20 protein-coding genes and 1 tRNA gene are annotated in these 22,939 nt (G+C 60.0%); 6 read left to right on the top strand and 15 right to left on the bottom strand.

Annotated elements, in window-relative coordinates; genetic code table 11:
• Window positions 1–4: 4 nt before the first annotated feature.
• From FBZ97_RS00375 to FBZ97_RS00335, 9 genes are all read right to left on the bottom strand, one after another.
• Complete coding sequence (locus tag FBZ97_RS00375) at window positions 5–1,588, bottom strand: FGGY-family carbohydrate kinase (RefSeq protein ID WP_145315931.1); 1,584 nt, start codon at window positions 1,586–1,588, stop codon at window positions 5–7.
• Window positions 1,589–1,608: 20 nt separating this feature from the next.
• A complete protein-coding gene (locus FBZ97_RS00370) occupies window positions 1,609–2,283 on the bottom strand; it encodes an HAD family hydrolase (RefSeq protein ID WP_069615964.1) in 675 nt (224 codons plus the stop codon).
• A 98-nt stretch (window positions 2,284–2,381) separates the two neighbouring features.
• The gene (locus FBZ97_RS00365; RefSeq protein ID WP_145315929.1) at window positions 2,382–3,863 is read right to left on the bottom strand and encodes a mannitol dehydrogenase family protein; all 1,482 of its coding nucleotides are present in this window, start codon (window positions 3,861–3,863) and stop codon (window positions 2,382–2,384) included.
• Window positions 3,864–4,011: 148 nt separating this feature from the next.
• Entirely contained in the window at window positions 4,012–5,016 is a 1,005-nt protein-coding gene (locus tag FBZ97_RS00360; RefSeq protein WP_113332441.1) for an ABC transporter ATP-binding protein, read from the bottom strand.
• A gap of 11 nt (window positions 5,017–5,027) precedes the next feature.
• Complete coding sequence (locus tag FBZ97_RS00355; protein WP_113395333.1) at window positions 5,028–5,870, bottom strand: carbohydrate ABC transporter permease; 843 nt, start codon at window positions 5,868–5,870, stop codon at window positions 5,028–5,030.
• Window position 5,871: 1 nt separating this feature from the next.
• The gene (locus tag FBZ97_RS00350) at window positions 5,872–6,744 is read right to left on the bottom strand and encodes a sugar ABC transporter permease (RefSeq protein WP_095435901.1); all 873 of its coding nucleotides are present in this window, start codon (window positions 6,742–6,744) and stop codon (window positions 5,872–5,874) included.
• A 144-nt stretch (window positions 6,745–6,888) separates the two neighbouring features.
• Window positions 6,889–8,205 (bottom strand): sugar ABC transporter substrate-binding protein, encoded by a 1,317-nt coding sequence (locus FBZ97_RS00345; protein ID WP_113332442.1) that lies wholly within the window; start codon window positions 8,203–8,205, stop codon window positions 6,889–6,891.
• 146 nt (window positions 8,206–8,351) lie between these two features.
• Window positions 8,352–9,305: a sugar-binding transcriptional regulator gene (locus tag FBZ97_RS00340; protein ID WP_113332443.1), complete on the bottom strand. Its 954-nt coding sequence runs from the start codon at window positions 9,303–9,305 to the stop codon at window positions 8,352–8,354.
• A gap of 59 nt (window positions 9,306–9,364) precedes the next feature.
• Window positions 9,365–9,820: an RbsD/FucU family protein gene (locus FBZ97_RS00335; protein WP_145315928.1), complete on the bottom strand. Its 456-nt coding sequence runs from the start codon at window positions 9,818–9,820 to the stop codon at window positions 9,365–9,367.
• A gap of 323 nt (window positions 9,821–10,143) precedes the next feature.
• Between FBZ97_RS00335 and FBZ97_RS00330 the strand changes: the two genes are divergently transcribed.
• The 6 genes from FBZ97_RS00330 (at window position 10,144) to FBZ97_RS00305 (ending at window position 16,637) form a co-directional block, all read left to right on the top strand.
• Window positions 10,144–10,803 carry a response regulator transcription factor gene (locus FBZ97_RS00330; RefSeq protein WP_069615956.1) on the top strand — a complete coding sequence of 220 codons (660 nt, stop codon included), beginning with the start codon at window positions 10,144–10,146 and terminating at the stop codon, window positions 10,801–10,803.
• A complete protein-coding gene (locus FBZ97_RS00325) occupies window positions 10,800–12,152 on the top strand; it encodes an ATP-binding protein (protein WP_145315926.1) in 1,353 nt (450 codons plus the stop codon). Before FBZ97_RS00330 ends, FBZ97_RS00325 begins: the two co-directional genes overlap by 4 nt.
• A 102-nt stretch (window positions 12,153–12,254) precedes the next feature.
• The gene (locus FBZ97_RS00320; RefSeq protein ID WP_145315924.1) at window positions 12,255–13,181 is read left to right on the top strand and encodes an ROK family protein; all 927 of its coding nucleotides are present in this window, start codon (window positions 12,255–12,257) and stop codon (window positions 13,179–13,181) included.
• Entirely contained in the window at window positions 13,171–13,881 is a 711-nt protein-coding gene (locus FBZ97_RS00315) for a copper homeostasis protein CutC (RefSeq protein ID WP_145315922.1), read from the top strand. The genes FBZ97_RS00320 and FBZ97_RS00315 overlap by 11 nt, the downstream gene beginning before the upstream one ends.
• A 220-nt stretch (window positions 13,882–14,101) precedes the next feature.
• Window positions 14,102–14,983: a DUF6030 family protein gene (locus tag FBZ97_RS00310; protein ID WP_145315920.1), complete on the top strand. Its 882-nt coding sequence runs from the start codon at window positions 14,102–14,104 to the stop codon at window positions 14,981–14,983.
• Between the two features lie 202 nt (window positions 14,984–15,185).
• The gene (locus FBZ97_RS00305) at window positions 15,186–16,637 is read left to right on the top strand and encodes a DHA2 family efflux MFS transporter permease subunit (RefSeq protein ID WP_113389321.1); all 1,452 of its coding nucleotides are present in this window, start codon (window positions 15,186–15,188) and stop codon (window positions 16,635–16,637) included.
• A 3-nt stretch (window positions 16,638–16,640) separates the two neighbouring features.
• Here FBZ97_RS00305 and FBZ97_RS00300 read toward each other — a convergent pair whose 3' ends face one another.
• The 6 genes from FBZ97_RS00300 to FBZ97_RS00275 all read right to left on the bottom strand — a co-directional run bounded on the left by FBZ97_RS00300 (window position 16,641) and on the right by FBZ97_RS00275 (window position 22,874).
• A complete protein-coding gene (locus tag FBZ97_RS00300) occupies window positions 16,641–18,191 on the bottom strand; it encodes a SpoVR family protein (protein ID WP_113354486.1) in 1,551 nt (516 codons plus the stop codon).
• On the bottom strand, window positions 18,191–19,462 hold the full coding sequence (locus FBZ97_RS00295) for a YeaH/YhbH family protein (protein ID WP_069615950.1): 1,272 nt from the start codon (window positions 19,460–19,462) through the stop codon (window positions 18,191–18,193). The genes FBZ97_RS00300 and FBZ97_RS00295 overlap by 1 nt, the downstream gene beginning before the upstream one ends.
• 18 nt (window positions 19,463–19,480) lie before the next feature.
• A complete protein-coding gene (locus tag FBZ97_RS00290; protein WP_069615949.1) occupies window positions 19,481–21,427 on the bottom strand; it encodes a PrkA family serine protein kinase in 1,947 nt (648 codons plus the stop codon).
• A gap of 334 nt (window positions 21,428–21,761) precedes the next feature.
• Window positions 21,762–21,837, bottom strand: a tRNA-Phe gene (locus FBZ97_RS00285).
• A 195-nt stretch (window positions 21,838–22,032) separates the two neighbouring features.
• A complete protein-coding gene (yacG, locus tag FBZ97_RS00280) occupies window positions 22,033–22,248 on the bottom strand; it encodes a DNA gyrase inhibitor YacG (protein WP_075851761.1) in 216 nt (71 codons plus the stop codon).
• Window positions 22,249–22,253: 5 nt separating this feature from the next.
• Window positions 22,254–22,874 carry a Maf-like protein gene (locus FBZ97_RS00275; protein ID WP_095435914.1) on the bottom strand — a complete coding sequence of 207 codons (621 nt, stop codon included), beginning with the start codon at window positions 22,872–22,874 and terminating at the stop codon, window positions 22,254–22,256.
• Window positions 22,875–22,939 lie beyond the last annotated feature (65 nt).

Genomic DNA, 22,939 nt, shown 5'->3' with positions numbered 1-22,939 from the left:
CCGCCTATTCCATGGCGTCCAGTTCTGCGCGGTGGCGGTACATGGCGAGGAAGCGCCGGTAATCGCGATCGTAGAGTTCCTTCTTTTCGGCATTCGGCAGCCGTTCATGACCGCCCGGATACATGGCGGCGCCGGCAACTCCGAGGCTTTCGTGAATCCCGCAGGCGACCGAGGCGGCGATTGCGGTGCCGAGCAAGACCGTCTCGTTCATCTTCGGGATAACGACCTTGCAGCCGGTCACGTCGGAATAGAGCTCCATCAGCACCGAATTCTTCACATGGCCACCGGCGACATGCAGCGTGTCGGGCACGTAGCCGTAATCCCGCATTCGCTCCAGGATATGACGAATGCCGAGTGCAATACCGACGCTGGTGCGCCAGTACAGCCTGCAAAGACCATCGAAGGAGGCGTCCAGCGTCATACCGCTGATGACGCCCAATGCATGCGGATCGGCAAGCGGCGAGCGATTGCCGTGAAAATCGGGCAGCACATGGATACGCCCGCCGAAGGAAGCACCCTCCTCCAGCCGCAATTCCGCGATCCGCCGGACGATGCGGTCATGCAGTGCCGCTGTTGGATGTCCGCCGGCTGCATGCATGCTGACGATATGGTCGAGGAGCGCACCGGTGGCAGATTGTCCGGCTTCGGCAAGCCACATGCCCGGAAAGACTGCTTCGTAATAGGGGCCCCACATGCCGGTGCTGCGCTTGCGCTCCCGCGCAAAGGAAACCACGCAGCTTGAAGTTCCGGCAATCAGTGCCAGCTGATGCTCCAACGTGGCGGCATCGCCGGCATGGGCTGCAAGTGCGCCGAGCGCGCCTGCATAGGCGTCAATCATGCCTGCACCGACATGGCAGCTACGATCCAACCCCAAAGCCTCGGCCGCTTCCGCTGTCAGCGTGCCGATGCTCCTGCCGACCGCGACGCTCTCCTCGGGCAAACTGCCGCGCTCGCGCAGATCGCCAAGGCCGATCACGTTGAGAAAATCGGCCTGCCAGCCCGGTTGGCGGTGCGCCAGATAATTCCATTTCGCCACCAGCGTGGAGCGCGACCGTGCAAGCGAACCGGTCGCCTTCCAGGTCATGAAATCGGCAAGGTCGAAAAAGTAGCCGGCCTCGGCCCAGCTTTCCGGTAGGTTCTCCTTCAGCCACATCAGCTTCGGCATTTCCATTTCCGGCGACATGAACTCGCCGGAATATTCAAGAACCGCGTGCTTCGTCGCCGTACAGTAATCCGCTTCGGCCAGCGCCCGATGATCGAGCCAGACGATGGTATCAAACCTTTTCTCGCCCCCGGTGGACACGGTGAGCTGTTCGCCATCGCGATCGCGCACAACCAGCGAGCAGGTCGCATCGAAGCCGATAGCGCCGATAGCGGATGCGGCAACGCCGGATGCCTTCACGGCTCCGCGAACGGCGGTGCAGACGGCAGTCCATATATCTTCGGAATCATGCTCGGCGTGGTTCTCGCGCGGGCGGTTCATCAGGATCGGATGTTCACTTTTACCCAGCAGTGAACCGCCCGCGGTGAAGACACCAGCGCGTGCGCTGCCTGTGCCGATATCGACCGCAACCACGTGATCACGCATGCAAAAGAGGTCCCGCCCACTTATCTCTTGTTGCGGACAAGTTGTATCAATTCCGGCATCGCGTCAAACACGACTTCCGGGGAAAGCTGCTCCAATTCAGCCCGATAACTCGGCGAATGAGCATGCGAACCACCGGTGAAGGCAAAGACCGTCATGCCGGCCGCGCGCGCTGCCGTGATCCCCGCAGGACTATCCTCGACGACAATGCATTCCTTCGGCGGTACGCCCATTTTTTCCGCCGCATAGAGAAAGAGATCCGGCGCCGGCTTGCCGCGCTTGACCATGCTGGCGCTGAAGATATTGGGCTCTAACCTGTCGAGCAGACCGGTCACGCCGAGAGAGAGACGGATGCGCTCAAGCTGGCTCGACGAGGCAACGCAGCGCGGCAGCGAAAGTGCATCCAGCGTTGCACCGATGCCGTCGATCGGCTTCAGCTCATGTTTGAAGCGCTCATAGAGATCGTTGCGGATACGGTCGAGGAATGCCTGGTCAATGAAGACGTCGAATTCCGTCTGCATCGTATCGACGAGCGTCGCCAGGCTCTTGCCGAGGAAGCGGCTGTAGACATCCTCCTCGCTCATCTCGACGCCGACATCATGCATCGCCTGGATGAGCACGCCGACCGACAGCGGCTCGCTGTCGACAAGCACGCCGTCGCAATCGAAGATTACGAGCCCTGTTCCCGCATCCGCCATCACAGATCCAACCTGAATTTTGTTGCTGTCCCGCGAGCCGGAAACCCGGCACGGCAATGGAAAACGGCCGGAACAGGAGAGGTCCGGCCGCTTGAAAATTATTCCGCGAGTTTGTTGTCCAAGTATAGCTGCAGGGTGACGCGGGTACCCTTTTCCCACAGCGTTTTCAGTGCATCCGCGAAGCGCTTGCGGAAGAGATCGGATTTGGCCACATCGCCGAAGATGTCGTCGAAGACCAGGAAGGCATTCGGATCGTCCTTCGCCTTGAGCGCCGCTTCATGCAGCCGATCGGCGCTGGCATCGTTGAAGACGATCTCCTTGCCGCTGTCGCTCTTGCCGGCAAAGTAGCGGCACCATAGCGCCGAGACGAGCGATAAGCCGACAATATCCTCGCCGCGACGAAGACGGTCGGCTGTCGACGGCAGAATGAACTTCGGCTGGCGGTTGGAGCCGTCCTGCGCCAGGCGCGGGATGGTATCGGCGATCTTCGGATTGGAGAAGCGCCGCTCGATCAGCTTGAAGTAATCCGCAAGCACCGTGTTCGGCACCGGCGGGATGACGGGGATGATCTCATCATTTTCGAGCTTGGCGAGGAAGGCGCGGATCAGCGGCTCTTCCATGGCCTCATGCACGAAGTGAATATCCATCAGCGCCGCCGGATAGGCGATCGCCGCATGGCCGCCGTTGAGGATGCGGATCTTCATGTGCTCATAGGGCGTCACGTCGGGCACGAAAGTCACGCCGACCTTTTCCAACGGCGGGCGGCCTGCGGGGAAGTTGTCTTCCAGCACCCATTGCTTGAACTCTTCGCAATAGACGGGCCAGTTGTCCTCGATATCGAAGACTTCTTTCAGCAGGTCGATCTCGCGTGCACCAGTTGCCGGCGTGATGCGATCGACCATGCCGTTCGGAAAGGCGACATGCGCAGCGATCCAGTCGGCAAAGGCCGGATCGGAAAGCCGCGCCGTGCCGACGACAGCAGCTTTGGTGACGCCGCCATTGTGGGGAATGTTGTCGCAGGACATGACGGTGAAAGGCTGCAGGCCGGCCGCGCGCCGCGCCTTGAGACCAGCCACGATCAGGCCGAACACCGTCTTCGGCGCATCCGAGTTCTGCCCGTCGGCCACGATCGCCGGATGGGCGGGATTGAACTTGCCGGAGGCATCGATGAAGTAACCACCCTCGGTAATCGTCATCGAAACGATGCGGATCGCGGGATCCGCAAGCTTGGCAATGATTGCCTTGGCATCGCCGACCGGCAGGATGTCGACCATCGGCGCAGTCACGCGCGCGGCCGTGCGATTATTGTCCTGCTCGACGACGGTCGTCAGAAAATCCTGGGCAGCCAGCTTCTCGCGCATAGCCGCATCCGACTGCAGCACACCGGCGCCGATGATCGCCCAGTCATGGGCTTCTCCCGAATTGAAAAGATCGTCGAGATAAACAGCCTGATGGGCACGATGGAAATTGCCGACACCGAAATGCACGATACCAGCCGAAAGCGACTTCCGGTCATAAGCAGGAATAGCCGCCTTTGCAGCCGCCTGCTGAAGAGTTGCGAGCGATAATTTGCACGTCATGTCTCTGGTCCTTTTGAAGGTCTCTGGCTCCGGGCGGCTCGGGAACGCCGCACCGGCTGGTATGCTTGACCGGTCCACGCAGATCGATGGATGCGAACCGGAACAGATGCGTTGGCCGTGCCCGCTCAAGCGCACACGGCCTTGGCTTTTAGGCTGAAATCGCCAGCCCTTCGGCGTTGAACCGGTGAATATGCGCCTTGTCTGGCGTGAGATAGACGGTATCGCCAGCCCGGGCTGGAAAATCACCCGAGCCGCGAGCGGTCACCGTGCCGATCCCGTCGACATCGATATGCAGGAAAGTGTCGGAGCCGAGATGCTCAGCAACGAGAACCTTACCCTGCCAGTCACCCGACGTGGTCGACAGCAGCACGTGTTCCGGCCTGACGCCGATCGTGTCGGCGCCAAAGGTCTGCGCATATGCGCCCTTGACGAAATTCATCTTCGGCGAGCCGATGAAGCCGGCGACGAAAAGATTGCGCGGGCTGCGATAAAGCTCCAGTGGCGAGCCAACCTGCTCGATATTGCCGCGGTTGAGCACGACGATCTTGTCAGCCATGGTCATGGCCTCGACCTGATCGTGCGTCACATAAATCATCGTCGTCTTCAACTGCTGATGCAGCTCGCTGATCTCGAGGCGCATGTTAACGCGCAGTGCCGCGTCCAAGTTCGATAAGGGCTCGTCGAAGAGGAAGGCTGCCGGCTGACGCACGATGGCGCGGCCGATCGCGACGCGCTGGCGCTGACCGCCGGAAAGCTGACGCGGCTTGCGCTCAAGATAATCCGTCAGGTTCAGGACGCGTGCTGCATCCGCCACCTTCTTGTCAATTTCCGCCTGCGGCATGTTCGCCATCTTCAGCGGAAAGGCGATGTTCTTGCGCACACTCATATGCGGATAGAGCGCGTAGGACTGAAACACCATGGCAAGGCCGCGCTCGGACGGCTTGAGATTGGTGCCATCCTTACCGTCGATCATGATCTGGCCGCCGGAGACATCTTCGAGGCCGGCGATCAGGCGTAGCAGCGTGGACTTGCCACAGCCCGAAGGGCCGACGAAAACGACGAACTCGCCGTTGTCGATCTCAAGATCGATGGAAGGAATGACCTTGGCTTCGCCGAAGACCTTGGAGACTTGTTTGAGAACAATGCTACCCATGTTTCTCTTCCTTACTTAACCGCGCCGAAGGTCAGGCCGCGAACGAGTTGCTTCTGGCTGAACCAGCCGAGGATCAGGATCGGAGCGATCGCCATGGTCGATGCCGCTGAAAGCTTGGCATAGAACAGGCCCTCCGGGCTGGAATAGGAGGCGATGAAGGTGCTCAGCGGCGCCGCGTCTACCGCGGAGAGATTGAGCGTCCAGAAGGCCTCGTTCCAGGCGAGGATGATGTTGAGCAGCATCGTCGAGGCAAGGCCGGGGATCGCCATCGGCGTCAGGACGTAGATGATCTCCTTGGCAAGCGTCGCCCCATCCATGCGGGCCGCCTCGAGGATTTCGCCGGGAATTTCCTTGAAGTAGGTGTAGAGCATCCAGACGATGATCGGCAGGTTGATGAGCATCAGCACGATCACCATGCCCACCCGGCTAGCGAACTGGTTGTTCAGGAGGCCGAAGCCCTGGAACAGCAGATAGATCGGGATGAAGGCGCCAACGGGCGGCATCATCTTCGTCGACAGCATCCACATCAGCACGTCCTTGGTGCGCTTGGTCGGCGAGAATGCCATGGCCCAGGCGGCAGGCACCGCAACGAGCAGACCGAGGATCGTGGAACCGAAGGCGATGATGACCGAATTGCCGAAATGGAGGAAATAATCCGAGCGCGACTGCACCTCGAAATAATTCTGCAGCGTCCAGTGGAAGAAGAGGAACTGCGGCGGCGAGGCAATCGCATCGCCTTCCGTCTTGAAGCTCGTCAGGATCGTCCACAGGATCGGGAAGAAGATGAGGATTGCCACGATCCAGGCGGCGACCGATACGACGATCTTGCGTTGCGTAGTGATTTTGCGTGCCATCTCAAGCCTCCAGATTCTTGCCGACTGCGCGCATCAGGAAGATCGCGACGATATTGGCGAGGATGACGGCGATGATGCCGCCCGCCGATGCGCCGCCGACATCCTGCGACAGAACGATCTGCGAATAGACGAGATAGGTGAGGTTCGTCGTCGCCGTACCCGGACCGCCATTGGTGGTGACGAGGATCTCGGCGAAGGCCGACAGCATGAAGATCGTCTCGATCAGGATGACGACGGTGATGGCGCGGGCGAGATGCGGCAGGATGATGTAGATGAACTTCGAAACCGGTCCAGCGCCATCCATCTCGGCGGCTTCCTTCTGCTCCTCATCCAGCGACTGCAGGGCTGTCAGCAGGATGAGCGTGGCGAAGGGCAACCACTGCCAGGCAATGATGATGATGATCGACAGAAGCGGAACCGTCTCCAGCCAGGTCAGCGGATCGAGCCCGAAAAAACGGAAGAGATGTGCCAGTAGCCCGTTCACCGGGTTCATGAACATGTGCTTCCAGATGAGGGCGGCGACCGTCGGCATCACGAAGAAGGGCGCAAGCACCAACATGCGCACGATGCCCTGGCCGAAGATCGGCTGATCAAGCAGGAGAGCCAGCGCAATGCCGCCAATGACGGTGATCAGCAACGCACCACCGACAAGCAGCAGCGTCACGATCAGCGAGCTGAGGAAGGCCGGATCGGTGATGAAATATTCGTAGTTGAGAAACCCGAGGAAATCATGCGTGCCGGGGTTCAGAAGATTGTAGTTCAGCGTCGAGAAATAAATCGTCATTACGAGCGGGACGATCATCCACGCAAAGAGAAGCAGAACCGAAGGCGCCATCATGACGCGTGCGGTGGAACGGGTGTGCAACGTTGCCATGGCAAGTACCGACCTATCTTTAAAGGAGGGGGTGGCCGCGGACCGGCTGAAACAAAAGGGCCGCCAAGGGCAGTTCGGCGCTCGGCGGCCTAGGGGAAAGCAACGCTCGAGAGGGGGCGCTGCTTTCCTTAGCTTCGAAGGCCCTTACTTCGGATAGCCGGCCTTCTTCATTTCGCGTTCCGTCAGCTGCTGGGCAGCCTTCAGAGCCTGATCGACCGAAATCTGGCCGGCGAGAGCAGCCGAGAACTGCTGGCCGACAGCCGTGCCGATGCCCTGGAATTCAGGGATGGCGACGAACTGCACGCCGACATAGGGAACCGGCTTGACAGTCGGATGCGTCGGATCAGCCGAATTGATCGAGTCGAGCGTCATCTTCGCGAAAGGCGCTGCCTTCTGGTAATCCGCATTCGCATAGAGCGACGTGCGGGTGCCGGGAGGTGCATTCAGCCAGCCTTCCTTCTGTGCGACCAGGTTGGTGTAGTCCTTGCTGGTGGCCCAGGAAATGAACTTTTCCGCCGCTTCGGTCTTCTTCGAGGAAGCCGGGATGGCGAGGTTCCATGCCCAGAGCCAGTTGCCGCGCTTGCCGAGGCCCTTATCCGGAGCCAGAGCGAAGCCGACCTTGTCGGCAACCTTCGATTCCTTCGGATCGGAAACGAAGGAAGCAGCAACGGTGGCGTCGATCCACATGCCGCACTTGCCGGACTGGAACAGGGCCAGGTTCTCGTTGAAACCGTTGGACGATGCACCCGGAGGGCCGGCATCCTTCATCAGCTTGACGTAGAAGTCGAGCGTGTCCTTCCATTCCGGCTGGTCGAACTGTGCCTTCCACTTTTCATCGAACCAGCGGGCGCCGAACGAATTCGACATCGCCGTCAGGAACGCCATGTTTTCGCCCCAGCCCGCCTTACCACGAAGGCAGATGCCATAGACTTCATGGTCCTTGTCGGTGATTTTGCGGGCTGCATCGGCAACAAAGTCCCAGGTCGGCGCATCCGGCATTTTCAGGCCGGCCTTGTCGAACAGGTCCTTGCGGTACATCACCATCGAGCTTTCGCCGTAGAACGGCGCTGCATAGAGCTTGCCGTCGGTCGTCAGACCGCTGCGAATGGCCGGGAGAAGGTCATCCACATCATAGTTCTTGTCGGCGGAAAGCTTGTCGAGCGAGGCAAGCCAGCCGAGCTTGCTCCAGATCGGCACTTCATAGGTGCCGATGGTCAGCACGTCGTACTGGCCGGCCTTGGTAGCGATGTCGGTCGTAACCTTCTGGCGCAATACGTTTTCTTCAAGCGTGACCCACTGCAGGTCGATACCGGGGTTCTTGGCTTTGAAATCGTCCGTAAGCTTCTGCATACGGACCATGTCGCCGTTGTTGACGGTTGCAATCGTGAGGGTTTCGGCAGACGCCAGGCCGGCAAACATCAGAGCCGAGCAGGCGCCCAGCAGTAAAGTTTTCAATTTCATATCTTCCTCCCAGAAGATTAAAAATGAGCATTCGCTTTGCTCGTGGGCAATTACTCACTTCTTGCGACAAAATGTCAATGCAGATTCGTTGCTGCATTGCCGAGCAAGCAACCTATCCTTTTGTTTTTATGAGTTAAATTTTTTGCTCAAACCTTGAGCAAAAATTCGGCAACTGCCTCGTCGGTAATCAAACCATTGATCTGCTGACCGACAACGGCCGCCTTGATCGCCTGGAATTTGCGCCGACCCTTGGCGATTCCGATGACGCTGCAGGTATCGCGCGACGGCAAGGGCGCACTGGCGACGCGCTCATTGACATCATCGGGCATGAGGTTGCCATTGCCATCGAAAACCCAGCCGCAGATCTCGCCGGCAGCGCCCCGATCCATCAACGCCAGCATCTCGTCCCTCTCGAGAAAGCCGTCGAGACAGAGCGGCGCTTCCACGCCCATCTCCCCGATACCGACGAAAGTCACGTCGGCCTGAGCGCTAATATCGAGCGTCGAGCGCACCAGTGCCTGCGCATGCAGGAGCTCCCGCTCCTCGGCCGACGACACCAGCACCGGCAGCGGCATCGGAAAGTGCCGCGCCTTGACGACGTCGGCCATGCTGAAGATGACGTTGTAATAGGCAGCGGAACCGTCGGGACCGATATTGCCCGTCAGCGACACCACCCGATGCTGCAGACATTCGATCGCCGGCAGCTGGTCGACTGCAGCCTTCAACGTGCGGCCCGTGCCGATCGCCAGCACGATGGGGTCGGCTCGCCGCAGCCAGCGCTCGATTTCGGCAGCACCGGCCTCGGCGATGCCAATGGTCGAAGATGTGCTGTCGGGATCGCTCGGCACGATATCGACATGGCGCAGGCCGAACTTCTTCTTGAGCTCCGCCGCATATTCCAGACAGGCGGCGATCGGGTGATCCAGCCGAACCTTGATCAGCCGTTCGGCAACGGCCAGCGACACCAGACGCTGCGCCGACTGCCGGGATATTCCCATCGCAACGGCGATTTCATCCTGCGTGCGGCCGGCGACGTAGTAGAGCCATCCGGCCCGCGCCGCATCGTCAAGCCGCCCTTGGGAATCCAGCTTCTTCGCCATCGCCTTCCTTTACCGAAACAGCGCCCTTGCTCGGGATGATCCAGACTATCCGTGCCGGATCATGCAGTCTCCGGCGGGATGACGCCCTTGGTCAAGGTGAAACAGCCGTAGAAGCGGCGCTCTCCGGTCTGAATGACGCAAAAGGCATCCTTGGCACGCTCGTAGAAGGCGTAACGCTCGACCGGCATCAACGGCCAATGCTTGCCCTCGGCCTTGTCGATCACCGCCTGAACCTCCCGCTGGACCTGCGGCACCTCCTCCGGCGCATCGACAACTTCCATGCGCGTCGCGGCGTCATCAACGAAGGTATCGAGCGGCATCAGCGACAATATCGCCGCGACGGCATCGGCAGCGGGCACATTGTCGATGCGCAGCAGCTCGCCCAGGACCGTCTGGCTCGCAATGGCCTCCGCCGGGAAATTCGTGTCGACGACGACGAGCATGTCGCCATGCCCCATCGATTTCAGCGCATAGAGCACGTCCGCATTCAACAGCGGCGAAATTCCCTTCAGCATGAACGATCCTCCGATAGCCTGTGGCGGCCACTTCGCGGCCGCTTTGTTCTCCGCGCAAACAAGTAACCATCGCGTTCCTGTCTGTCCATAGGCGCCGGGAACGTTTTCGGCGGGTAGCCTGGAGCAATTCCAGGAAAAGTGCGCAGCGGTTTTCCGTTCGGGATTGCGTGAAAGCAAAGGGATAGAGCGGCTCAGAGATTCCGTGAAAAACTGAACCGCTCTGGCCATGAACTGTGCATCCCGCCGCGGCTTATTTCAGCCGTTATTGACCCGATAGGTTCGTCGGCATTAACTGAGGTACGTTCAACGGTTGAGAGGTGCATGTGCGCATTCTTGTGGTGGAGGACGACGACACGATCGGCGGCGCGGTTCGCGACCATATCGCGGCAGGCCCTCATGCCGTGGATTGGGTCAAGAACCTGACCGATGCGGAGGAGGTCACCAGTGCGGTGCAATACGGCCTCATCCTGTTGGATCTGCAGCTTCCCGATGGCAGCGGCATCGATTTCTTGAAGCGGCTGCGCCGCAAGCCTGACGAAACGCCCGTCATCATCCTGACAGCTCGCGATCAGATCTCCGACCGCATCGAAGGCCTGAACAGCGGCGCCGATGATTATCTCGTCAAGCCGTTCAACCTCGGCGAATTGACGGCCCGTATCCTGGCGGTCGCCCGGCGTTATGCCGGCAGTCCGCAGCCGACCCTCCGGTTTGACGACCTCGAAATCGATCAGCCGCAGCGCCGCGTCAAGCTGGCGGGCAAGGACGTGATCCTGACAGGACGAGAATGGGCCGTGCTCGACCTGCTGATCACGCGGCCGGGCGCCATCGTTTCCAAGGACAAGATAGAAGAGGCGCTCTATGCCTTCGGCTCCGAAATCGAGAGCAACACGGTGGAGGTCTATGTCAGCCGCCTGCGCAAGAAGATCGGCAAGGACCGCATAAGGACGGCCCGCGGCGTCGGCTATTGCCTGGGTGAGCGATGACCGAACACAAGGAGCCCAGCCGCGCCAGCATCACCCGGCGCCTGATCACTGCGCTGACCGGTACTGTCGTCGTCTTCTGGCTGATTGCGGTCGGCATCGGTGTCTATGTCGTCAACAAGGAACTCTCGGAAACCTTCGATGGCGCATTGCAGGAAACCGCCGAGCGTCTTCTGCCGCTGGTGCTCGACGATCTCGCCAACCGCGACCATTCCGGCGATCCTCAGAGCCTGGAAGAGCTCAATAAGGGGCTGAACCGCGAATATCTGACCTATCAGGTACTCGATGGGAACGGCAAGGTTATCCTGCACTCCCACGATGCCCCTCCAACCGCCTATGACGTGCCGCTGAAGATCGGCTTCCACAATACGTCGCGATACCGGATCTATACCGAATCCTCGGCCGACGGCACGATCTTCCTGCACGTCGCCGACGCCTTCAAGAATCGCCGCGAGGCATCGCGCGAAAGTGGCGTTGCGCTGCTCTGGCCGCTACTGGCCCTCATTCCCGCCAGCATCATCGCCATCGGCGTCATCGTCGGCCGATCGCTGCGGCCGATCGACCGCTTGCGCTCGGAGATCGCCACCAAGGACGGCGGCAACATGGTGCCGCTCGTGAGCGAGACGCTGCCGCTCGAGCTGCAGCCGATCGCCCGCTCCGTCAATCTGCTGCTGGAGCGCCTGCGCCTGGCGCTGGAAGCCGAGCGCGAATTCACCGCCAATAGCGCCCATGAGCTGCGCACCCCGATTGCAGGCGCTCTTGCGCAGACCCAGAGGCTGATCGCCGAACTGCCGCAGGGGCAATTGACGGAACGCGCCGGCCGCATCGAGACGTCGCTTTCCAATCTCGGCCGGCTCGCGGAAAAGCTGCTGCAGCTTTCCCGCGCCCAGGCCGGGATCGGCACGGGTGACAAACCCGCCGATCTCGTGGCCATCATCGAAACCGTCATAGGCGATTACGACCGCGATACGGGAACGGCAGGCCGTGTCCTTCTGGAGAACGAAACGGCGGAGAAACTGATGCGCAACGTCGATATTGACGCATTTGCGATCGTCATGCGCAATCTCATCGAAAACGCCTTGATCCATGGGCCGGCGGACGACGAAGTGACCGTCCGGATCGACGACCGCACCGTCCGCGTCATCAACGGCGGCGCCGTGCTTTCCGCACATGATCTCGCCGGCCTGAAAAAGCGCTTCTGGCGCGGCAAGACGAAAGCGGCTGGCTCCGGCCTCGGACTTTCGATCGTCGAGCGCATCGTCGGCCAGATCGGCGGCCATCTCGATCTACTGTCGCCGGCGACCGGCAGGACCGATGGCTTTGAAGCCAAGATCACCCTGCCGTCCGGCTGATGACGCTCTAACTGTCAGGGATTGGCCTCATAGAGGATTGATCTTGCAAAGACCGGCAAAGGGTGCGAGCAAGTGCGCCATGTTTCCAGCGGGTCGGTATCCATGATCGTTTCCTTCGACATTGGCGGCAGCGCCATCAAAGGCGGCATTGCCCGCTCCATGACGGACATCGTGCCGCTGGCGCGGCGCCCGACGCCCAGGCACGATTTCGCCGAATTCGTCAATACCTTGCGTGAGGTGATTGCCGAAGCCGGCGAGAGGCCGGATTGCCTCTCCTTCTCCATCGCCGGCGTCGTCGATCCTGATACGCAGACACTCACCTGCGCCAATATTCCCTGCATTCACGGCCGGCATCTTGCCGCCGATCTGGAAGCGGAACTCGGCTATCCCGTGCTGATCGCCAATGATGCCGATTGCTTCGCCATGGCAGAGGCCATGTCCGGAGCGGGCCGTGGCCATCGCATCGTCTTCGGCGCCATTCTCGGCACCGGCGTCGGCGGCGGCCTTGTCGCGGATGGCCGGCTGGTCAATGCTGCCGGCGGCTTTGCCGGGGAATGGGGCCACGGCCCCATCATCGCGTCCTCCGCCGGCAATCCATCAGTCGCTATTCCCGCCTATGCCTGCGGCTGTGGCCAGAAGGGCTGCGTCGACACCGTCGGCGGCGCACGCGGCATCGAACGCCTGCACAAGACGCTTCACGGGCTGGAACTTTCCAGCGAGGAGATCATCGGCCAGTGGCTCAGGGGCGAAGACCGTGCCGAACGCACGATTGACGTCATGGTGGATCTGGTCGCCTCGCCGCTTGCCCTCACCGTCAACATAACTGGCGCGACCATCGTGCCGGTCGGCGGTGGCCTTTCCAACGTCGAACCGCTCCTGGCTCGTTTGGACGAGGCGGTGCGCGCCCGGACCCTGCGCAAGTTCGGCCGGCCGCTCGTCGTGCCGAGCGAGTGCAAGCTGGAACCGGGCCTCATCGGCGCCGCCCTGCTGGGCCTGCAATATGCCGGAGAGCGCACCCATGCTGCTTGAGGTCTGTGTCGAGGATATTGCCGGTCTCAAGGCGGCCGTCGAGGGTGGCGGCGACCGTATCGAGCTTTGCAGCGCGCTTCCTCTCGGCGGGCTGACGCCGACTGCCGGGCTGATGGCCGCCGCAGCGAAGATAACGGTCCCTGCATATGCCATTATCCGTCCGTGCGCCGGCAGCTTCGTCTATTCGGCGGATGAAATTGAGATCATGAAGCGCGACATCGATGCCGCACGAGCTGCCGGCTTGCCGGGCGTCGTGCTCGGCGCTTCCCTGCCGGATGGCCGACTGGATGTTGACACGCTCAAGGCGCTCACCGCCCAAGCGGAAGGTCTCGGCAAGACGCTGCACCGCGCCTTCGATCTGGTGCCCGACGTCGAGGAAGCCGTCCATGTCGCTATCTCTCTCGGCTTCGAACGCATTCTGACCTCCGGCGGCGCAAGGACTGCGGCCGAAGGCGTTGCCATGCTTGAACAGGCGATTGCAGCCGCCGCCGGCCGCATCTCCATCATGCCCGGCTCCGGCGTGACGCTTGCAACGGTCGGCCAGCTATGGCCGCGCCTGCAGATCAGCGAGATCCACGCCTCCTGCTCCGCAACCGCCTCGGAGACAGATGAGCGTCTCATCGCCCTCGGCTTCTCTCCGCCATCGGTCCGCCGCACGGATGCCGCTACCGTCAGGGCACTTAAGGCGTATTTCACCTAGAGCGGACTGCTCCAAGAACGTGCAAAAAGCCGGACGCGGGGAACGCGGGAACCGCATGCGGAAGGTCGCGATCTGCTTTAAGCAACATCATGAATTGACAAAGAAACATTAGAATGATCAATCGTTCATAAACGCATATGCTGTAGCCATGAACATGGCTGCGCAACATACAGTTATTGCAGCAAGGTAAGTTTCCTCGGGAGTAGCTGTGATCTGAACCATGTCGGTGGCGCCACCTCGCAAGAAAAGCAGGGCTGTCTTTTGGATTGCAGCTGTTGTCATCGGTTCGATCATCCTGGCAACCGCGCTCCTTGCCAACGATATGCGCAATCTGCGGGCGCTGGATGATCGCTATCATCTCAATCTCTTTCCGAAACCGGAACAACATGCAGCAGCGCCCGCCGCGCCTGCGCAGGAACAGCAGCCGGCCCATGCGGCTACGCCTGCGGCGGCGGCGCCGAAGACGTCAGGCCCGACGGCCACAAGCGTCCGTGTCAAGCCGGCGACGGTCACCGCCAAGCCATCCGTCAAGAAAAGATCCCATCTGCTGGATGAGCCTGTCGATGCGCTGCTGAGTGCCTTCGTGCGCAGCTGGCGGATATCAGGCCAGGCGCTTTGCGCCGATCTCCAGAAGTTCGGCCTGTCCGTAGGGGAATGGCGGCAAAGCGAACTGGGCGCCGGCACTTCGGAGTGCAGCTATGCCGTTCAGAAGGGCGCCTATGGCGATCCCAAGGCAGCTTCCTTCTTCATCATCGCCAGGGGCAAGCCATCAGGCGAAATCGATACCATCCGCATCAAGGTCATCATGCCTGACAATGACGACGGAAAGGCCGTTGCCGGCACCTTTGTCGACACTGTCGTCCTATTGCTGAACGAAACCCATTGGCTGGACTTTCAGGCCGCACTCGAGGCAGTCGGCAAGTTGCAGGATGTGACGCTGCAAGCCTTCGGCGCCAAGCTTGCCTTTTTCAAGGAATTCCAGAGCGACAACAATTTCAATCTGCAGCTGGAATTACGGAGAACGTCGCCGGAACAGCTCCGAACCGCGATCGTCTTCGACAAGGCGCGCTGGACACTGCCCTCCCCGCCATCGACTAACTGATCACATAGATTCTTTCGAAAGGCTGGGTTCCTGTTGCGCTGCGCCATCGATAGTGCTCATATAGGCAACGATTCCGAAGGTCGGCGGATCACCGGCCGCCAGCACCATGTTTCCCGAGAGCACGAGGCGGTTTCCATAGGGATTCATGCAAATCGTCAAACGCGCCGGTCCCCAGCCGGACGTTGGAAAGCCATTTCATTTCATGGATTCGATAGATCCCAATCCGCAGAGCCAGACTTTTGCGGTCGAACGCAATCCCCGCCTGCGCTACATCATCCCCGCCGTGGTCGCCGTCGCCTTCCTGATGGAACAGCTGGATTCGACCATCCTCGTCACCGCCGTTCCCGATATCGCCAAGAGCCTCGATACGACGCCGCTGCGCATGAATCTGGCGGTCACGACCTATATTCTGACGCTTGCCATGTTCATTCCGGTGAGTGGCTGGTTTGCCGATCGCTTCGGCGCCCGGCGCATCTTCACGCTTTCCCTCTTCATCTTCACCATCGGCTCGATCCTCTGCGGCCTGGCGACCAGCCTGCCGATGCTTATCGCCACGCGCGCACTGCAGGGCTTTGGCGGCGCAATGATGACGCCGGTCGGGCGCCTCATCCTCATCCGCAGTTTCCCCCGCAGCCAGCTCGTGACTGCCATGACCTACATGACCCTGCCCGCCGTCATCGGGCCCGTCATCGGGCCGGTGCTCGGCGGCTTCCTGACAACCTATCTGTCCTGGCGCTGGATCTTCTGGGTGAACCTGCCCTTCGGCCTGATCGGCATGGCCATGGCGCTGCGCTATGTCGAGGATACCGAACGCGACGAGACCATCAAATTCGACTTTCCCGGTTTCGTCATGGTCGGTCTCGGCTGTGTGCTGCTGCAATACGGCATCGAGAATATCGGCCGACCTGCAATTCCGGTCTGGGCCATCCTCCTAGCGCTTGCCGCCGCCGGCCTGCTGCTGGTCGGCTTCATCCGCTATGCCAGAACGGTGGAATCTCCGGCCGTGGATCTCACCCTCTTCAAGCTGCGCACCTTCCGCATCGGCACCCTTGCCGGCGGCATCTGTCGTGTCGGGCTGAATGGCGTGCCCTTTCTGCTGCCGCTGATGCTGCAGGTCGGCTTCGGCTTGAGTCCGATCGTCTCGGGTACATTGACCTTCGTCAGCGCCCTGAGCGCCCTTGCCGTGCGGCCGGTCTCGGCAAAACTGCTAAAGCTCTATGGCTTCGATCGCATGTTGACGTGGAGCGCCGTATTCGGTGCCGCCGTCGTCGCCGGCTTCGCATTGATCACACCCGATACGCCGCACTGGTTCATCATCGTCTATGTCTTCATCTTCGGGCTGGCGCGGGCCGGACAGTTCATGACGTCCAATACGCTATCCTATTCCGATACTCCGGCGGCTCAACTCAGCCGCGCGACCAGTCTCGGCGGTGTGCTGCAGCAATTGAGCGTCAGCTTCGGCGTCTCCGTCGCCGCCATGCTGCTGGGTCTGGTGACTTTGGATGGATCGCCGCTGACGCCGGAGAAATTCCACATTGCATTTTTGCTGATGGCCGTGATCCCGCTGCTCGGCATACCCGGCTTTCTCAAGCTGCGGCCGGAAGACGGCGCGCAAGTGAGCGGCCATCAGCGGCAATCGAAAAAGCAGCCGTAAGGCTTATGCCGCAAGCGCCGAGGCGCGCGGATGGACGAGATGATCGCGAAGTACCGCGCCGGAGCGGTCGACTTCCTGCATCAGCACGTCGTAGCTCCACAGATCGGCCAGATGCTGCAATACGCGCTTGGCATCCATATCGTCGAGCATCGCGCCGTTCAGCACCGTATGCTTGACCAGCAGCCGCCTGTCGCCGGCAAGATCGACATCGACGATCTCGATATGCGGATCGATCCAGCCGACATCATATTGCCGTGACAATTCACGGCGGATGCGCCGGTAGCCACGCTCATCATGAATGGCGGCAACCCTCAGCCCCTCCTCCTCCTCCGGATCGTCGGTCAGCTGGAACATGCGCATCTTGCGCATCAGATGCGGGCTCAAGAACTGCGCGACAAAACTCTCGTCGCGATAATTGGCCCAGAGATCGCGCAGCACCGCCATTGCATCGCCGGTGCCGGCGATTTCCGGGAACCATTGGCGATCCTCTTCCTCCGGCTTCGTCACGATGCGCTCGATATCCTGCATCATGGCAAAGCCGATCGCGTAGGGGTTGAGGCCGGAATAGCGGGGATCGTTGAAGGTCGGTTGGAAAACCACATTGGTATGCGATTTCAGGAATTCCAGAAAATCGCCGTCGCCGATGCCACCGAGTTCGTGCAGCCGGGTCATGATGCGATAGTGCACGTAGGTCGCCGTGCCCTCGTTCATCACCTTGGTCTGACTCTGCGGATAGAAATATTGGGCGACATGCCGCACGATGCGGATGATCTCGCGCTGCCAGGGTTTTAAGCGGGGCGCCATCTTTTCCAGGAAATAGAGGATATTTTCCTGCGGCAGGCCCGCCAGCGAGCGTCGCCGCTCCAGATCGAGATCCTGTGTCTTCTTGCCCGACCCGGCCGGAACCGTGCGCCAGAGATCGTTGAAGATCTTCTCGTCATATTCGCGCCGCTCGCGCTCGCGCTTCTCCTCGTCGCGCAGGTCCGGCGTCTTCTTGCCGGCATAGCGATGCACGCCATGCGACATCAGCGCATGGGCGGCATCCAGCGTGCGCTCGACGGCGGCGTGGCCATAGCGCTCCTCACAGCGCGCCACATAGCTCTTGGCGAAGTTGAGATAATCGAGAATGCCTTCGGCATCGGTCCAGAGCTTGAAGAGATAATTGTTCTTGAAGAAGTGATTGTGGCCGAAGGCGGCATGGGCGATGACGAGAGCCTGCATCGTCGCGCTATTCTCCTCCATCAGATAGGAGATGCAGGGCGAGCTGTTGATGACGATCTCATAGGCAAGGCCGCGCAGGCCCTTGCGGTAGAAGGCCTCATGATGGGCGAAATGCTTTCCGAAGGACCAGTGCTTGTAAAAGAGCGGCATGCCGATCGAGGAATAGACGTCGAGCATCTGCTCGGCGGTGATGATCTCGATCTGATTGGGGTAAACATCGAGCCCGAGCTCGTCGATGGCGATCTTCTCGCAGGCATCGTGAATTCGCTGGATGGTGGCGAAATCCCAGTCCGCGCCTTCGAAAAGCCGCTCCATCGATGCCTTTTTTGCCATTATCCGCTCCTTGTTTCCGCCGTACGGCGCTGGAAGAGATCGTGGAAGACCGGATAGATCTGGCTGCGATCGCTGACACGCCGCATGGAAAGCACCGGCCATCCCGCCTGCATCCGCTCATAGAGCGACCAGATCGCCGAGCCGGACGAGATCGCGACGCTGCGTGATTCCCCCACTTCGAGATAGGCAAAATATTGGCAGACGGGCAGGATCTCGCTCGTCATCAGCGCCGCCGTCGTCGCATTGTCGGAATAGGCGTTATCGCCATCCGATGCTTGCGCGGCGTAGATGTTCCAGTCGGATGCCGGGAAGCGGTCCCGCACGATCCGCCGCATGGCCTCGAGCGCGCTCGAAACCTGGGTGCCGCCGGTTGCCGGGCTGCGGAAGAAGGTCTCCTCGTCCACCTCTTCCGCTACGTCGGTATGGCGGATGAAGACGATCTCGACGCGGCGATACTGCCGGGTCAGGAAAATGTAGAGCAGCATATAGAAGCGCTTGGCGAGATCCTTCATGTGCTCCGTCATCGAGCCGGAGACGTCCATCAGGCAGAACATGACGGCTTGCGCCACCGGCTTCGGCTCGTTCTCGAAACGGCGATAGCGGATATCGATCGGGTCGATATAGGGAATGCGCCGGACCTTCGATTCCAGTCTTTTGATCTCGTCTTCGAGCTGTGCGCGGCGCTTCTCGTCCGTGCACTCCTCGGCCTCCTCGATGAGCTTTTCGACCGTTTCCGGCTTCGGGCGATGCAGCGCGACACGGCGCATCATGGCAAGCCGCATCGTGCGGTTGATGGCAAGATTGGCAGGTGATCCCGTAACCGAATAGCCCGAGCGCACCGGATTGATCTGGTCCGCCGACATCAGGCGGCGCTTGGCTAGATCGGGCAATTCGAGATCGTCGAGGAAGAGATCGAGGAATTCGTCCCGCGTCAAGATGAAGCGGAAGGCATCCTCGCCGGTTCCATCGCCGCCGGCTCGCGACTTTCCGCTACCGCCCTCGGGGCGGGGAAGCATATCGCCTTCGATGAAGTCCTTGTTACCGGGAAGAATATGTTCCTTCAGGCCCTCCGGGCCGCGATGGAACCGAGGTTCCTCGGTTCCGTCCAGGGGAATGCTGATTTCGCCACCCTTCAGAATATCCTGAATGTCGCGATTTTGAGAGGATTCATAGACCGCTCTCTGCACCAGCGCTTTTGCTCTTCGCAAAAACCGTTGACGATTTTCCAGACTTTTTCCGCCTGGGTTCAGGCGTCTGTCAACAATGTGCATTCCTTCTTCCTTGGTGGCTCATCCCGCCTGTTTCACACGCATGTACCATTCCACAAGCCGCCGGACCTGCCGTTCGGTGTAACCCCGCGCGACCATCCGCTCGACGAATTCGCCATGTTTCTTCTCCGTCTCGCCATCCTTCTTGGAGCCGAACGAGATGACGGGCAGAAGGTCCTCGACTTGAGAGAACATCCGCTTTTCGATGACTTCACGGATCTTCTCATAGCTGGTCCAGGACGGGTTCTTGCCGCCGTGGCTCGCTCGTGCCCGCAGGCAGAACTTGACCACCTCGTTGCGGAAGTCCTTCGGATTAGCGATACCTGCCGGCTTTTCGATCTTGGTGAGCTCCTGGTTCAAAAGCTCGCGGTCGAGAAGCTGACCGGTATCCGGATCCTTGAAATCGACATCCTCGATCCAGGCGTCGGCATAGTCGACATAGCGATCGAAGAGGTTCTGCCCATAATCCGCATAGGATTCCAGATAGGCCTTCTGGATCTCGTTGCCGATGAACTCCGCATAGCGCGGCGCCAGTTCGCTCTTGATAAACTCGATATAGAGCTTTTCGGTTTCAAGCGGCAGCTGTTCTCTGCGGATTGCCTGCTCCAGCATGTACATCAGATGCACCGGATCGGCGCCGACCTCTGTCGTATCGTAGTTGAAGGTCGCCGCCAGCACCTTGAAGGCAAAACGGGTGGAGGCTCCATCCATGCCTTCATCGACACCGGCCGAGTCACGATATTCCTGCACGCTTCGCGCTCTCGGATCGGTCTCTTTCAGGCTCTCGCCGTCATAGACCCGAAGTTTCGAGAAGGCAGTCGAATTCTCATGCTTGGACAGCCGCGTCAGAACCGTGAAGCGGGCGAGCGTCTCCAAGGTCGATGGCGCGCAGGGCGCGTCGCTGAGTTCGGATTCCTCGATCAGCTTCTCATAGATCTTCTGCTCTTCGGTGACCCGCAGGCAATAAGGCACTTTCACCACGCAGATGCGGTCAATGAATGCCTCATTGTTCTTGTTGGCCTTGAATGTCTGCCATTCCGACTCGTTTGAGTGCGCCAGGATGATGCCGGAGAAGGGTATCGCACCGATATTTTCCGTACCGATGTAATTGCCTTCCTGCGTCGCCGTCAGCAGCGGATGCAGCATCTTGATCGGGGCCTTGAACATTTCAACGAATTCGAGGATGCCCTGGTTGGCACGGTTCAATGCACCGGAGTAGCTGTAGGCATCCGGATCGTTCTGCGCGAGGCTTTCGAGCTTGCGGATATCCACCTTGCCGACCAGCGAGGAAATGTCCTGGTTGTTCTCGTCGCCCGGTTCCGTCTTGGCGACGGCAATTTGCCGCAGCCTTGAGGGCTGCATCCTGACGACACGGAAGCGGGAAATATCGCCTTCGAACTCTTCCAGCCGCTTGAGGCACCAGGGACTCATCAGCCCGGTCAGGCGCCGGCGCGGAATGCCATAGCGCTCCTCGATCATCGGCCCCATGGTGACGGGATCGAACAGGCTGAGCGGGCTTTCGAAGACCGGGCTAAGCTCGTTTCCGGCCTTGAGCACATAGATGGGATGAACTTCCATCAATGATTTCAGCCGCTCGGCGAGGGATGACTTGCCGCCGCCGACAGGCCCGAGCAGATAGAGGATCTGCTTGCGCTCCTCCAGCCCCTGGGCCGCATGGCGGAAGAAGGCGACGATGCGTTCGATCGTCTCTTCCATGCCGAAAAAGCCCGAAAAAGCCGGATAAGTCCGGATGGTCCGGTTCATGAAAATACGCCCAAGCCTTGTATCCTTGGCCGTATCGATCAGCAGTGGTTCGCCCATGGCTGCCAGTAGCCGCTCAGCCGCATTTGCGTACATGAGCGGATCATCCCGGCACGCTTCCAGGTATTCTGAGAATGACATCTCGACTTCGCGCCGTGCTTCAAAAGTACGGGCGAACGTGTTGAACAGAACATCGTTGTTTAACATGGCGCCTCGGTAGCTTGCTATTGCAATTAACGCCGGCTTTTACGAGATCACTTTATCCCGCTGTATCTAAAGTGCGGTATGACTCGCTACGAATCAATAGGTGATCTGTCAATAATTCGTACGCTTGATTCCAAATGTCATCAATATCTTGATGGGGTCATGCACCGAATTAATGAAACACAACCACAAGATTGTTGTGGCAACACAACGCACGCAGTGGTTATGCAACCTCAACCGGCCTATTGCCGCATATTTTTGCAAATACACGATCTCGGCGAAGAATTGATCGAAGCCAGCGTCAAGCTTCATTGTCCGCATGATTGGGGAGAAAAGATGGTGCCCAGAGCCGGAATCGAACCAGCGACACGCGGATTTTCAATCCGCTGCTCTACCAACTGAGCTATCTGGGCATCCGAGCTTCGCGTCGAGGGAAGAGCCTTGGCAGGCGCTGGGCGGTTGGTTCGCCCCGGAAGCGAGCGGGGTTATAGCATCTTGTTCGGCCATGTCCAGCAGCAAATGACTCTTTTTTGACAGGAAATCGAATTTTGCCAATTCGCGAACAAAATGAAAGGGTTCGTGAGATCCTGCACCTTTGGAAAACGCATTCAGTCCTGGTCGGAGCCGTCGGCCTTCGTCTCGTCCTCGGTGACGGGGATGGCATAGGAGCCGTTGAGCCACCGCGAGAGATCGACGGAGCGGCAGCGATCCGAGCAGAAGGGATAATGTTCACGCAGCGAAGGACGGCCGCATTCCGGACAGGGACGCGTCTTTCGCAGCGGCTCGACCTTCGAACCGACCTTGATCTCTTCAGCCTTCGTCATGACGACTATCCTTCCTGCCATCCGGCATGGACATCGAAGCCCTCGCCTGCCAGCAGCAGCATGGTTTCATAAAGCGGCAATCCGACGACATTGGTGTAGGAACCGACAAGCTTTTGCACGAAGGAGCCGGCAAGCCCCTGAATGCCATAGGCTCCCGCCTTGCCGCGCCACTGGCCGGAGGCAAGATACATGTCGATATCCCGGCTGGAAAGCCGCTTGAAACGCACCTTGGTTTCCACCACCTTCTGGCGGGCCTTGCGGTCCGGCGTGATCAGGCAGATGCCGGTATAGACGACATGGCCGCGCCCGGAGAGCAGATGCAGCGCCGCAGCCGCCTCATCGACGAATTCCGCCTTCGGCAGGATGCGCCGCCCGACGGCGACGACCGTGTCGGCCGAAAGGATATAGCTTCCCTGCCAGGCGGCGTCGCTCTTGATTGCCGCAAAGGCGGCATCACCCTTCTCAGCCGAAAGCCGCCGCGCCAGCGAGCGCGGATGCTCCGATTTCTTCGGCGTCTCATCGATATCCATGGGCATGAGACGCGCGGGCTCGATGCCTGACTGATGCAGGAGCTCGACGCGACGCGGCGATCCGGAGGCCAGTATCAGCTTGTGTTTCAACGCCATCAGATCTCGACCTGTCATGCGGGAATGAGAGCCGGTCCGGAGCATGATGCCGAAAATGTCGGCGG

The sequence above is a fragment of the Rhizobium sp. ERR 942 genome (assembly GCF_007828395.1).
GTDB lineage: Bacteria > Pseudomonadota > Alphaproteobacteria > Rhizobiales > Rhizobiaceae > Rhizobium > Rhizobium dioscoreae.
This window is presented reverse-complemented; position numbering and strand designations above follow the sequence as displayed.

What these genes read in the sequence shown, in the direction of transcription:
- FBZ97_RS00360 (WP_113332441.1), bottom strand. Translation starts at nt 5,016, where the DNA reads ATGGGTAGCATTGTTCTCAAACAAGTCTCCAAGGTCTTCGGCGAAGCC.
- FBZ97_RS00325 (WP_145315926.1), top strand. Translation starts at nt 10,800, where the DNA reads ATGACCGAACACAAGGAGCCCAGCCGCGCCAGCATCACCCGGCGCCTG.
- FBZ97_RS00355 (WP_113395333.1), bottom strand. Translation starts at nt 5,870, where the DNA reads ATGGCACGCAAAATCACTACGCAACGCAAGATCGTCGTATCGGTCGCC.
- FBZ97_RS00340 (WP_113332443.1), bottom strand. Translation starts at nt 9,305, where the DNA reads ATGGCGAAGAAGCTGGATTCCCAAGGGCGGCTTGACGATGCGGCGCGG.
- FBZ97_RS00320 (WP_145315924.1), top strand. Translation starts at nt 12,255, where the DNA reads ATGATCGTTTCCTTCGACATTGGCGGCAGCGCCATCAAAGGCGGCATT.
- FBZ97_RS00310 (WP_145315920.1), top strand. Translation starts at nt 14,102, where the DNA reads ATGTCGGTGGCGCCACCTCGCAAGAAAAGCAGGGCTGTCTTTTGGATT.
- FBZ97_RS00315 (WP_145315922.1), top strand. Translation starts at nt 13,171, where the DNA reads ATGCTGCTTGAGGTCTGTGTCGAGGATATTGCCGGTCTCAAGGCGGCC.
- FBZ97_RS00295 (WP_069615950.1), bottom strand. Translation starts at nt 19,462, where the DNA reads ATGCACATTGTTGACAGACGCCTGAACCCAGGCGGAAAAAGTCTGGAA.
- FBZ97_RS00365 (WP_145315929.1), bottom strand. Translation starts at nt 3,863, where the DNA reads ATGACGTGCAAATTATCGCTCGCAACTCTTCAGCAGGCGGCTGCAAAG.
- FBZ97_RS00290 (WP_069615949.1), bottom strand. Translation starts at nt 21,427, where the DNA reads ATGTTAAACAACGATGTTCTGTTCAACACGTTCGCCCGTACTTTTGAA.
- yacG (WP_075851761.1), bottom strand. Translation starts at nt 22,248, where the DNA reads ATGACGAAGGCTGAAGAGATCAAGGTCGGTTCGAAGGTCGAGCCGCTG.
- FBZ97_RS00335 (WP_145315928.1), bottom strand. Translation starts at nt 9,820, where the DNA reads ATGCTGAAGGGAATTTCGCCGCTGTTGAATGCGGACGTGCTCTATGCG.
- FBZ97_RS00350 (WP_095435901.1), bottom strand. Translation starts at nt 6,744, where the DNA reads ATGGCAACGTTGCACACCCGTTCCACCGCACGCGTCATGATGGCGCCT.
- FBZ97_RS00300 (WP_113354486.1), bottom strand. Translation starts at nt 18,191, where the DNA reads ATGGCAAAAAAGGCATCGATGGAGCGGCTTTTCGAAGGCGCGGACTGG.
- FBZ97_RS00345 (WP_113332442.1), bottom strand. Translation starts at nt 8,205, where the DNA reads ATGAAATTGAAAACTTTACTGCTGGGCGCCTGCTCGGCTCTGATGTTT.
- FBZ97_RS00375 (WP_145315931.1), bottom strand. Translation starts at nt 1,588, where the DNA reads ATGCGTGATCACGTGGTTGCGGTCGATATCGGCACAGGCAGCGCACGC.
- FBZ97_RS00370 (WP_069615964.1), bottom strand. Translation starts at nt 2,283, where the DNA reads ATGGCGGATGCGGGAACAGGGCTCGTAATCTTCGATTGCGACGGCGTG.
- FBZ97_RS00275 (WP_095435914.1), bottom strand. Translation starts at nt 22,874, where the DNA reads ATGGCGTTGAAACACAAGCTGATACTGGCCTCCGGATCGCCGCGTCGC.
- FBZ97_RS00305 (WP_113389321.1), top strand. Translation starts at nt 15,186, where the DNA reads ATGGATTCGATAGATCCCAATCCGCAGAGCCAGACTTTTGCGGTCGAA.